Raw genomic sequence first — 11,703 nt, 5'->3', positions numbered from 1 at the left:
AACTTTTTTAATAGCGAAATATTATCGAACCACCGTTTTATAAAATTTTATCCAAAAATTCTTTTGTTCTTTCATTTTTAGGGTTTGTAAAGATTTGTTCTGGATCGCCTTGTTCCATAATTACTCCTTCATCCATGAAGAGGACTCTGTCACCAACTTCACGCGCAAACCCCATCTCATGTGTAACTACTACCATTGTCATCCCAGTTTTCGCCAACCGTTTCATTACTTCAAGCACTTCACCTACCAACTCCGGATCTAACGCAGAAGTCGGCTCATCAAAGAGCATCAATTTTGGTTCCATTGCTAAAGCTCGAGCAATAGCCACCCTTTGTTGTTGACCACCTGATAGTTGGGAAGGAAATTGTTCTGCTTTTTCGGATAAACCAACCTTTTCAAGTAAATCCATCCCACGTTCTCTAGCTTCCTTTTGTGATAATTTTCTCACCTTTCTCGGAGCAAGCATGATATTTTCAATTACAGATTTATGTGGAAATAAATTAAATTGCTGAAAAACCATCCCAACTTCGGTACGTACTTTGTTTATATCTGTGTTTGCAGCAACTAAATTCTCACCATCGATTCTCACTTCTCCACTTGTTACGTCCTCGAGTAAATTCAGACAACGAAGAAATGTACTTTTTCCAGAGCCACTAGGCCCGATAACACAAACTACTTCCTTATCTTCAATTTCACAGTTTATTCCTTTTAGAACTTCATTATCGCCAAAAGACTTATGCAAATCATGTACTCTTATCATTTGATTTCCAACCTTCTTTCAATAAAACGTAAAATATAAGAAAGCGTAAGTGTAATTGCTAAATAAAATATTGCCACTGTTGTATAAATCTCAACGGCATTAAAGTAGTTCGAAGCTATTAATCTACCTTGGAACATTAGCTCTGGCACGAGAATAACCGAGAGCAAAGATGTATCTTTAATACTAATGATAAACTGATTCCCTAACGGTGGAATCATTCGTTTAAATGCCTGTGGCCACACGATATATTGCATTGTTTGATTTTGATTCAATCCAAGTGAACGTCCAGCTTCATACTGTCCTTTGTCAATTGATTGAACAGCACCGCGGACAATCTCGGCTATGTAAGCACCTGAGTTGATTGCAATAACGATAATACCCGCAACTATTGAATCCATATTGTATCCAGTGATTAATGGGAGGGCAAAAAAGATCCAAATAGCCTGTACAAGTACCGGTGTGCCGCGAACAACTTCAATATAAATCGAAGAAATAGCATAAAAGATTTTTTTCTTTGATATTCTTCCTAATCCAAAAATTCCACCTAAGATAAATCCTATTAATAAACCAACAACAGAAATTAATAATGTATAATATAGGCCCGTTCCTAAGTTCGGTAAAAAGTCGATGACACTCGACCAGTTAAACCTTCCGAGTCGTTCTAACATTCCTTCACCTCTCAATTAAGATGAGGCTTATCTCATCAAGGATAGGATAAGCCCCGTAGTTTTATATAGAACTAGATTTATTATTCTTCACTGCCATCGCCGAACCATTTATTATAAATCTCATCATATGTTCCATTTTCTCTTAAGGTTGCTAATGCATCATTGATTGCAGCTACTAAATCATCGTTCCCTTTTGTAATAGCAATACCATAATCCTCTGCTTGATAGGTGTCACCCACTACTTTTAGGTTATCCTGATCTGATGTCGCAATATAGTATTCAACGTTTGGCACGTCATATACGACAGCATCCACACTACCATTCTCAAGCGCTAAGTATACTTGGTCTAGCTGCTCATAATCATTAACTGTTACATCAGCTACATTATCCTTTAAGTAAGATGAAGAAGTACTTCCTAAACGTGTAGCTACTGTTTTTCCTTCTAAATCATCCATTGAATTGATATCTTCATTATCTTTTTGAACAGCTATCGTTAATCCTGATTCATAATAAGGATCCGCGAAGTCAATTACCTTTGCTCTATCTTCTGTAATACTCATTCCTGCAATCGCAATTTCAAACTGCCCTGTTTGTAATCCAGGAATAATACCATCAAAGTTTGTCGTCTCAATTTCGCCACCTTCAAACTCGAACCCAACTTCCTCTGCAATTGCTGTAATTAGATCAATATCAAAACCTACTAATTCCCCGTCTTCAACAAATTCAAATGGAACAAAAGAGTTATCACTAACTACAGTATAGGAATCTTTTAAATCATATTCCCCATCCGCTGTAACGCTTTCATCTGGATCATCACCAGTTCCACAGGCTGCTAAGATAGCAGTTAATACGAATAAAATTGCAAATAAACCTAACTTGTCCTTCATTCTCTTCATCAAATACTTTCTCCCCTTTTTTTGAAATATTAATATGTGTGATTATTGTTGTTAAACAAAAGCATAATCCCATATTATATTTCATTTAATTTTCTTGTAATATACATTTAACCTATTTGAAATATCTTAAACCTCTTATTTGTAAAATACCAAAAATAGAGAATATAAAAAAAGCCTCAAGCTTAGAGCCTTGAGACTTTTTAGTCGTTTTATTTTTATGATAAAAAGATAAAGTAAAGTATAAAGATAACAAATAGTCCATACATAATTGGATGAATTTCTTTTGCTTTCCCTTTTACAATCATCGTAATTGGATAGAAAATAAATCCACACGCGATACCTGTCGCAATACTATAGGTAAGTGACATCATAAGTACAATAAAGAAGGACGGTACTGCAATTTCGAATTTGTCCCACTCAATATTTTTAAGTTGTGATGCCATCATGACTCCCACAATAATAAGCGCAGGAGATGTAACAGCTGAAGTTACAATTGCTAAAAGTGGTGAGAAGAATAGTGCAAGTAAGAATAAACCACCCGTTACAACGGAAGTAAATCCAGAACGACCACCAGCTCCAACACCTGCTGTAGACTCTACAAATGATGTTGTTGTTGATGTACCAACAGTTGCACCAACAACTGTTGCAGTAGAGTCAGCTAAAAGCGCTCTTCCTGCACGTGGTAATTTATTATCTTTTACTAAACCAGCCTGATTTGCTACAGCAACTAACGTACCAGCTGTATCAAAGAAATCAACGAATAAGAATGTAAGAATAACAACAAGCATTTGCATCGTGAAGATATCACCAAAGTTTAGAAATGCTTGACCAAAAGTTGGTTCCAGACTTGGAACAGCTCCAACAATATCACTAATTCCTTGAGGTACTGGTACCAATCCGAAAATCATCCCTGCGATTGCAGTAATAATCATTCCGTAGAAAATTCCAGCTTTAAATCCAAAAGTAATTAGAACAACTGCTACAACTAAACCAAATACAGTAAGTAATACGTTAGGATCTGTCAAATCACCTAACCCAACAATTGTTGCCTCATTTGCCACAACAAGTTCAGCATTGGATAAACCGATAAATGCAATATAAAGTCCAATCCCTGCTCCAACCGCAAGTTTCAGGTTTCCTGGGATTGCATTAATAATAATTTCACGTAAACCAGATAATGAAAGAAAAATAAAGATAACTCCTGAAACTAAAACTCCAGCTAATGCTGTTTCCCAAGGAATTCCGTATTGAAGAACAACGGTGTATGCGAAGAATGCATTCAGTCCCATACCTGGAGCTAGTGCTACTGGATATCTAGCTAAAATTCCCATTGTTAATGTACCAACTGCTGCTGCAATTGCTGTTGCAGTAAATACTGCATCTTGCGGCATTCCAGCATCTGCAAGGATCGATGGGTTTACAAATAAAATATATGCCATCGCTAAGAACGTTGTAAGCCCAGCAACAGTTTCTGTTTTATAATCTGTACCTAGCTCTTTAAACTGAAAATACTTCTTCATTTCTATGTTTCCTCCTAAGATTATGAAATGCTGATCGGAGAAATTGGCTGAGTCTGTATCTACCTCTAGCAGAATAATTTAAAATAACTGCATTACATTTTCATTGCTAGCCTACAAAAGAAAAAACGCCCTTTAAAAAAGGAGCGTCTACCAAACAAAAATGAAAGAATAGAAAACTAGTAAAATAAGTTTCCATCACATTTTTCTTTGCGTAGTCAAACCTTTTACGGAGGTTTGGTAGAGACTCTGGGCCATATTCCCGAAATTATACGCATTTCTATTGAATTATATCCCTATTTTAATCCCGCCTCTCCTAAATGTCAACCAAATACGAATCTTTATTTGTAAATTTGATAAAACATTCGGGTTTGAGAATAAGTGACAGAATATTAACGAAAGTTTGAAGTATGTTGAATGACGGAGGAGCCAGCGAATTGAAGTGGGGGTGGAGCGCATTGGGGTGAGAATGGAGCGAGTTGGTCTGGGGATGGAGCTTCTGCTTGATGAGATTCCAAGTGGGACTGTCCATCACGGTGGTCGTCTGAAAATAGGACCTGACAACATGTTGTATGCAACTGTGGGAGATGCTGCTAATCCTGACCTAGCACAAGAAACCGATGTTGGCCAATTATTGAAGGCACAGCTGAACAAGATGGAATGCACGCTCCTCTTTTCACTTCAGGAGACAATACAACTTGGGCTCCATCGGGTATGGTTTATCACGAACAGAAATTATTTGTCGCTGCACTTAGAGGTGCTGGAATCTATGCATTTGACTTAGAAAATAATGAAGTTGAAATAGTAATTGATGATTATGGAAGAATTCGTGATATTTTTCTTGCAGATGATATGTTGTATTTTGTAACAAATAATACAGATGGGCGCGGTTCTCCTGCAGAGAATGATGATAAATTATATCGTATAAGTGTTTCGGAAATATATGAATAAGGCCTCCTTCACATGTTATTTGAACTGCTATCGTGTGAAGGTTTTTTTTATACTATAGAAAGTTAAACTGCTCAAGTATTTGAAAGGAATTTGGTTGGTGGTATATAGTTATCCTATTACTTTCATATAAAAAAGGAGAAATTCTTAGATGGGTATTTTATATTTAACTGCGGCTATTATTGCAGAGGCTTTCGGCTCAAGCATGATGAAATTGACTGCAACAATTAAAAGCAGGTTACCAATATTCGGCATATTTTTGGGATATTCTATTGCATTTTATCTACTTTCTTTAGCATTGATTACTCTTCCATTAAGCTTTGCCTATGCAGTATGGAGCGGAGTTGGTACTGCTTTAACAGCCATTATCGGTTTTCTAATTTTCAAAGAAAAAGTAACGATACAAACGGTCGTAGGTATATTTTTATTGATTATCGGAATTGTATTAATGAGATTATGAGGAGAATGAACATGAATGGATTTGTTTACTTATTTGGTGCAATAGTTTTTGAAATTATAGGAACAACAATGTTGAAGCTATCAGATGGATTTACTGTACTACTTCCTAGTATCGCTGTAGCAGTTTTCTTCGGCCTATCCTTTTACCTATTTGTTTTTGCATTAAAAACGATACCGCTTAGCTTAGGCTATAGCATTTGGTCTGGGCTTGGGACTGCTGGTGCTGCACTCATAGGCGTACTCTTGTTTAATGAAGTGCTTTCTGGAGTAAATCTAATTGGGCTCTTGATTATTATTATTGGTGTAATTGTAATGAATTTGCATAAAAAACCTGACACGACAAGTGAATCAACATCCTCATAAATTAAAAAATCCAATCCTTATTTCTTGATTATTTTTTGTTAGTTTCTCTCAAAGCAGGGTAATACTATCAATAAAATCGTTTCTCTATAAATTTTAGGCGATCGAAAATACAGTTATATATAAGGATTGTGATAGCAATGTCTAAAGAATTTACAAAAGAAAAAGAAACCCCTTATGTATTATACATATCTGCAACTTTAATATTTTTATTTGTTTTGTGGGGAGCATTCTTTCCAGGTCATCTAGGCGCTTCTGCTGGTGCAGCTTTGGATTGGGTCCTTGCAACTTTTGGGTGGTTCTATTTACTACTCGTTAGTGGATTTGTTCTTTTTTGTATTGTCGTAGCAATTTCTCCTTTTGGAAATATCCGACTTGGTAAAGAATCCGATCGTCCGGAGCATTCCTATATATCATGGGTTGGAATGCTTTTTGCGGCCGGGCTTGGTGCAGGATTTGTATTTTTCGGTGTAGCTGAACCGATTCTCTATTATCTTGATGCACCTCCTGGTTATGTCGGCGGAACACCTGAGGCAGCTGTTGTCGGTTTGCGTTATGGTATTTTTCACTGGGGACTACATGCTTGGGGCGCATTTTCTGTTGTAGGCCTTGCACTCGCATATGTTCAATATCGAAAAGGTCAACCAGCATTAGTTAGTTCAGCTTTTTATCCTTTGCTTGGTGAAAGAACAAAAGGCTGGGTCGGAAAATTAATCGATACACTTGCCGTAATTTCAACAGCAGCTGGTGTAGCTACAACCTTTGGAATTAGTACATTGCAAATGTCTGGTGGTTTGTCGTATCTTACACCTTTAAATAATGGGATTCCCCTGCAGCTAACCATCATTGCAATTGTTACTGTTCTATTCTTAATTTCAGCAGTACGAGGAATAAACCGTGGTATTAAAGTACTTACGAATATCAACTTGGTTCTGGCAGGGTTGCTTTTAGTTTTTGTCTTATTTTCTGGACCAACGATTTCATTATTCGAAAGTATGGTCACATCAATCGGTGGTTATGCAACAAATATTATTCCCATGTCACTAACAATGAGTCCATTTGAAAATAATGAATGGCTTGGTGCAAATACAATATTCTTCTGGGCATGGCATCTTTCATGGTCACCTTTTGTCGGCTTATTTATCGCCCGCATTTCAAGAGGTAGAACGATACGTGAATTTATTATTGGTGTATTGATTGTCCCTGCTGTACTGGCAATTATTTGGTTCTCAACATTTGGTGGAACTGCTTTAAATATTGAATTAGCAGGTATTTTCCCTTTAGCAGAGCAGGCAGCAACTGAAGTTGAATTAACACTGTTTGCGATGCTCGAGCAACTACCAATTCCACTTATTTCAAGTATTATTGCGATTGGGGTTATCAGTTTATTCTTCATTACTTCAGCTGATTCTGCAGCATTCGTGCTAAGTTCGATGACCTCGAACGGTACTTTAAATCCAACATTCCGATTAAAGATTCTTTGGGGACTGTTAATGGCTGGTACCGCTTCTGTCCTACTCGTAAGTGGTGGTGGCGGATTAGAAGCATTGCAAACAGCTGCACTTGTCGCAGCACTTCCATTCGCATTCGTTCTGGTATTTATGATGATTTCTTTAGTGATGATGATGACGCGGGATTTAAAAGTGTTAGAACTAAGAAAACAAAGAAATAGAGACAATACATTGAAACAATCTGTGCGTGAGGAAACATATGTCGATCTAAAAGAAGACCTAACAGAAGAGTTAAAAGAAGAAACATATGATGAGTTAAAGGAAGATCTAAAAGAAGAACTACTTTCTTTAGGTAAAAACAACGCAGAAATGATTCAATTTCAAACGAGTGAACAAAATTCCATTGTCGGTAAAGCACTTCGAGATATCGCTTTTCCTACACATGTAAATATCAGTGCTATTGAACGCGGCGAAGAAATTATTTCCCCTTCAGGTAGCACAATCATTGAAGCCGGCGATCTATTGTATATATTAACCGCTGCAGATCAGAAAGAAGCGATGCAGAAGATTTTGCTTGATAATTAAATAATTTTAAAAAGGTTTGCATCGTTCGACTAGATAAACGATGCAAACCTTTTTAATTCTCAAAATCATCCTTTTGACGTTTTGTTCGTAGGTAATAGATATAAACGAGAGGAATCAACCCGCAAATAAACAGTACTCCACCTGAGATTATCCCACTGATTACATCGAAGCCTTCTGTTAGCGAAACTGATAATCCAATAGTCGCAGCAATCACGGCTAGAACAATCAAAGAAATGATAAGACTCTTTCGTGGATTAATTTTTTCATTCTCATGATCAACGCTGATATTCATCGATAAATACGCTGCGACAACACTAGTTAGAATAAATACAATCCAAAGAGGGTTTTCTCTCATTCCATCAAACCCCTTGGTAATGAAGTCGTAGCCTAAAATTCCAAGTATTCCAATGGTTTGAACGAGATAGGCAATGCGAATGGTTTTTAAGTTCTTTAAAACTAATCGTTCGTCTGTAATTTTTTCCATTTTTAATCGCTCCCCTTTTCTACCCAAAATACTTCATCTAATGTTTTATTAACGGTGTAACAAATTTCTAGACATAGTTTCAGAGTGGGATTATATTTACCCTTCTCAATTAAACTAATGGTTTGACGAGTGACACCTACCTTTTTTGCGAGTTGTTGTTGGGTCAAGCTCATTTCTATACGTGAAAGCTTTACTTTATTTGCCAAGAGTAACATCCCTCCTCATCATTACTGTAACATATATATTACATAAAAAAGAACAAATTCGTTTAAGAATTCGTTCCTAGATTTGCTAAACTGATTAGTCATACTAATGGAAACCTATACTAACACTTCTATCTTCCCTGATATAGATTGAGGGAGTAGCTCTTCTCCTTTTAACCATTTTTTTAAAGAAAAATGATACGGCTCACAATCTCCACCAACTCCAACAATGATACTTAAATCTTTTGGATGGTATACTACCGTATGAAGTGTTCCGAAAAATTGCTCGTAGTATTTAAAGAATAATGGAGAATTTTTATTGTTAAATTTTTCATAGTAATTCAATGGGCTTGAGGACCTTACTTTTAAGTTATCAATTACTTCTTTTCTCTTTTTTGAACCTGTTAACATCATAGTTTGTTTATTTTTATCTTGTTGGGATTGAAAATGATTGGTGCAGGTAAGTGGTACGGAATGATGTGAAATCAGTTTATCTGGTGTGGCCTCTACAATCGCTGCGTTTCCATTACTATCTAAAATCGAATAGTTATAGCAATACCTTTGCGGGATTTCTTTAATCAATCTAATTGCTTCGTCTGTTGCGGTGCACTGATCTAAGACAAGTCTGCAAATTGTTGTCGCAAGAAAACCTTCACCTTTGAACTGTTCATTTACGAAATGCAATCCAATTACTAGCCCCTTCTCATTCATCCCATCAAGTCTTCCAAGTATTTGCTGACTAAAACCAACGCTAGCATATCCAGTTTCGGGTTTTTGAAAGACGAGCCTTGCATCATATAATTGGTCGCTGAAATCATAATTCCGTACATAAAAGGTTTCATTTGCGTATGTGGAACAACCCATTGGAGGCATGACAACATTATAACCACTAAAAAGTTGAATTGCAGTTTCCTTATTTATTTTAGCACCCTCAGCAAGACCAGTTAATTCTTGTAAAAACGTTGGAGAAATTTCTTCGAGTTTGTTAGCTGCATCTTCTGGATTTACAAATCGTTGCAAGGGTTCGAGCTTTTCAATAAAGGAACTATTCTTCAATCGTTTTCCTTGTGTATATCCCATTTCATTCGCTTCACCAACTAATTCAACTACAATTACATTTAAATTTTTATCAATTCTCAGCATACTCACCTTCCATCTTTAGAATTGGGATAACAAGATCCATTTTTTCTAACTCACTTCCTCTATACCATTCAAACACTGGCCCAGCTGGGATCCAGTTGTTTTCCATACAATAGGAAAATAATTTTCGATAGGCAGAAACGATGTTTGAAAACTTTCCACCAAAAGGCTGAGCGACACATAGTACTGCAGGTTCTTGAACGCGTACGCCCTCTGGAAAATACTGGTTTATGACATTTCCCCGGACTGCAAAACCAATTTCAGCTTTTACAAGACTAACAGTAGCTGAAGTGGTTCGAAGATATACATTATCAATAGAAAAATTCTGCTCAACGATTTCATTGCGTCTTTTTAGCATGATTTCTTTAAAGTCTCCTGGCTTTGCTTCAGCTTGGAACCAAATAACAGCTTCCGCAGCTTTTTCAAATAAATATACAGGCACTTCTTGTTGACTGGCTTCCAAATATTGAATACCTACATCTAGTTGCTGCTTTTTTTGTTTTAATAGCTTGATCCAATTCCTCTTCATCTCTAATTGCTCTGACTTATTTGCTTGTAAATAATTTTGAATTTCGTCAATAGAAATATCTGCTTTACGCAAGCTAGCAATAAGTTTGGCAGTTTGTATTTGCTCATCCCTATATAAACGATAACCATTTTCTTTGTTTCTCTCTGGGATTAGTAGTTTTTTTGTTTCATAATAACGTAAGGTACTTTCAGGAATACCTGTCTTCAAGGAAAATAATTTGATATTCATGCTCTCTTGCAAAAAAATGCACCTCCCTTAATAATAGAATAAACCTTAAAGTAACTTTAAGGTCAAGTGGATTCATTTAGAAGCCTAAAAAGACCTAGAGAACTAATTCTCTAAGTCTTTTATTTAGAATGCTGATTCAATCTTTAGCGAGTACGTTTCCTACCTTTTGGTCGACTCGTATTCATGTTTTTTCGTGAAGAAGGACTTGTAGTATTTCCTCTACGACTTCCAGAGCGTTTTTCTTCTTTAACTTTTTCCTTGCCAGCTCTTACATAATCCTCACGATCAGGGATACTTATGCCTTTTATGATTTGCATTTCCAATTTTTGATGAATTCCTTTTTCAATCATTTTCAAGAACTCTAAGTCTTTCGGAGCCACTAAAGTATAGGCAACCCCGTCACCACCTGCACGGGCAGTTCGTCCAATTCGGTGAACATAACTTTCAACATCATGTGGAATATCATAGTTGTAGACATGTGTCACGCCTTCTACGTCAAGCCCTCTTGCAGCCACGTCAGTTGCAACTAGGAATTGCGTTTTCGCATCTCGAAAGCGTTTCATTGCTTTTTCACGTTTTGCTTGTGATAGATCACCATGCAATTCATCAGATTCGAATCCAGCTGCAATTAAAGCTTCATGAAGTTTTTTGGCACGTATTTTTGTTCGACAAAATATAATTGCTAAGAAAGGCCGATGTTCTTCGATTAAATGGATTAAAGTAGCTTGTTTTCTTCGATCTGTCGTTTCAATTACCACTTGCTTTACTTCTTCAACCGTCACCTTTTTCGCTTTCACTTCAATAAATTCTGGATCTGCCATATATTTATTTGTCAGCGTTTTAATTTCTTTTGGTATTGTCGCAGAAAATAGCATCGTTTGCCTTGAAGAAGCTGTTTCATTCATAATCTCAGTTACTTCTGGAAGAAAACCCATATGTAACATTTGATCCGCTTCATCTAACACAAGCATCTGAACGGTTGAAAGATCAATACTTTCGCGTTGAATATGATCCAATAATCGCCCTGGAGTTGCAACGACAATATGAATTGCACCTTTTAACTTTTTTAATTGGTGCTGAACATCTTGACCACCGTACACAGCTAGCACGTTAATACCTTCAACGTTTTCAACCATTTTCTTTATTTCTTTTGAAATTTGCTGTGCCAATTCTCTTGTTGGAGTTAAAATGAGTGCTTGGATGTCTGCTTGCTCCACATCAATTTTTTCTAATATAGGAAGTACAAAAGCAAGCGTTTTTCCTGTTCCAGTTTGTGCTTTTGCAACAACATCCTTCCCTTCAAATATAGCCGGGATCGTCAATTCTTGAATAGGAGTTGGCGCAACTATTCTTAATGACTGTAATGTATGGTTAATTTCTTTTCGAATACCAAGTTGTATAAAGTCAGACAAAGTTAATCACTTCTCTTTTCTTAATCATAAAGCCGTAGTATCTGTTTCATGACTTTTTTTAAC

At 36.5% G+C, this 11,703-nt stretch carries 13 protein-coding genes, 1 pseudogene and 1 riboswitch; of the genes and pseudogenes, 5 read left to right on the top strand and 9 right to left on the bottom strand.

Annotated features, from left to right (window positions below):
• Positions 1 to 37 precede the first annotated feature (37 nt).
• From ACXYMZ_RS11570 to ACXYMZ_RS11555, 4 genes are all read right to left on the bottom strand, one after another.
• Positions 38 to 760: an amino acid ABC transporter ATP-binding protein gene (locus ACXYMZ_RS11570; RefSeq protein WP_458948558.1), complete on the bottom strand. Its 723-nt coding sequence runs from the start codon at positions 758 to 760 to the stop codon at positions 38 to 40.
• Positions 757 to 1,428, bottom strand: a complete 672-nt coding sequence (locus ACXYMZ_RS11565; RefSeq protein ID WP_458948557.1) for an amino acid ABC transporter permease — start codon at positions 1,426 to 1,428, stop codon at positions 757 to 759. The genes ACXYMZ_RS11570 and ACXYMZ_RS11565 overlap by 4 nt, the downstream gene beginning before the upstream one ends.
• An 80-nt stretch (positions 1,429 to 1,508) precedes the next feature.
• Positions 1,509 to 2,324, bottom strand: a complete 816-nt coding sequence (locus tag ACXYMZ_RS11560) for a transporter substrate-binding domain-containing protein (protein WP_458948556.1) — start codon at positions 2,322 to 2,324, stop codon at positions 1,509 to 1,511.
• Positions 2,325 to 2,539: 215 nt separating this feature from the next.
• Entirely contained in the window at positions 2,540 to 3,844 is a 1,305-nt protein-coding gene (locus tag ACXYMZ_RS11555; protein ID WP_458948555.1) for an NCS2 family permease, read from the bottom strand.
• Between the two features lie 192 nt (positions 3,845 to 4,036).
• A riboswitch (purine riboswitch) is annotated at positions 4,037 to 4,137 on the bottom strand.
• 173 nt (positions 4,138 to 4,310) lie between these two features.
• Between ACXYMZ_RS11555 and ACXYMZ_RS11550 the strand changes: the two are divergent.
• From ACXYMZ_RS11550 to ACXYMZ_RS11530, 5 genes and pseudogenes are all read left to right on the top strand, one after another.
• Positions 4,311 to 4,403 (top strand): annotated as a pseudogene (locus ACXYMZ_RS11550) (hypothetical protein); the annotation flags it as partial.
• 98 nt (positions 4,404 to 4,501) lie between these two features.
• Entirely contained in the window at positions 4,502 to 4,792 is a 291-nt protein-coding gene (locus tag ACXYMZ_RS11545) for a hypothetical protein (RefSeq protein WP_458948554.1), read from the top strand.
• 148 nt (positions 4,793 to 4,940) lie between these two features.
• Positions 4,941 to 5,249 (top strand): DMT family transporter, encoded by a 309-nt coding sequence (locus tag ACXYMZ_RS11540; RefSeq protein WP_458948553.1) that lies wholly within the window; start codon positions 4,941 to 4,943, stop codon positions 5,247 to 5,249.
• A gap of 11 nt (positions 5,250 to 5,260) precedes the next feature.
• Positions 5,261 to 5,611 carry a DMT family transporter gene (locus ACXYMZ_RS11535; RefSeq protein WP_458948552.1) on the top strand — a complete coding sequence of 117 codons (351 nt, stop codon included), beginning with the start codon at positions 5,261 to 5,263 and terminating at the stop codon, positions 5,609 to 5,611.
• Positions 5,612 to 5,748: 137 nt separating this feature from the next.
• A complete protein-coding gene (locus ACXYMZ_RS11530) occupies positions 5,749 to 7,644 on the top strand; it encodes a BCCT family transporter (RefSeq protein ID WP_458948551.1) in 1,896 nt (631 codons plus the stop codon).
• Between the two features lie 52 nt (positions 7,645 to 7,696).
• Here ACXYMZ_RS11530 and ACXYMZ_RS11525 read toward each other — a convergent pair whose 3' ends face one another.
• The 5 genes from ACXYMZ_RS11525 to ACXYMZ_RS11505 form a co-directional block, all read right to left on the bottom strand.
• The gene (locus tag ACXYMZ_RS11525) at positions 7,697 to 8,128 is read right to left on the bottom strand and encodes a hypothetical protein (RefSeq protein WP_458948550.1); all 432 of its coding nucleotides are present in this window, start codon (positions 8,126 to 8,128) and stop codon (positions 7,697 to 7,699) included.
• Between the two features lie 2 nt (positions 8,129 to 8,130).
• Positions 8,131 to 8,343 (bottom strand): helix-turn-helix transcriptional regulator, encoded by a 213-nt coding sequence (locus ACXYMZ_RS11520; protein ID WP_458948549.1) that lies wholly within the window; start codon positions 8,341 to 8,343, stop codon positions 8,131 to 8,133.
• 105 nt (positions 8,344 to 8,448) lie between these two features.
• Complete coding sequence (locus tag ACXYMZ_RS11515; protein WP_458948548.1) at positions 8,449 to 9,474, bottom strand: C45 family autoproteolytic acyltransferase/hydolase; 1,026 nt, start codon at positions 9,472 to 9,474, stop codon at positions 8,449 to 8,451.
• Positions 9,461 to 10,228 carry a MerR family transcriptional regulator gene (locus ACXYMZ_RS11510; RefSeq protein ID WP_458948547.1) on the bottom strand — a complete coding sequence of 256 codons (768 nt, stop codon included), beginning with the start codon at positions 10,226 to 10,228 and terminating at the stop codon, positions 9,461 to 9,463. Before ACXYMZ_RS11510 ends, ACXYMZ_RS11515 begins: the two co-directional genes overlap by 14 nt.
• 143 nt (positions 10,229 to 10,371) lie before the next feature.
• Positions 10,372 to 11,640, bottom strand: coding sequence for a DEAD/DEAH box helicase (locus ACXYMZ_RS11505; protein WP_458948546.1), 1,269 nt, complete (start codon positions 11,638 to 11,640; stop codon positions 10,372 to 10,374).
• Positions 11,641 to 11,703: the final 63 nt, after the last annotated feature.

The sequence above is a fragment of the Oceanobacillus sp. CAU 1775 genome, from assembly GCF_054482815.1.
Note: the sequence above shows the minus strand (reverse complement) of the source record. Positions and strands in the feature narration are given on the sequence as shown.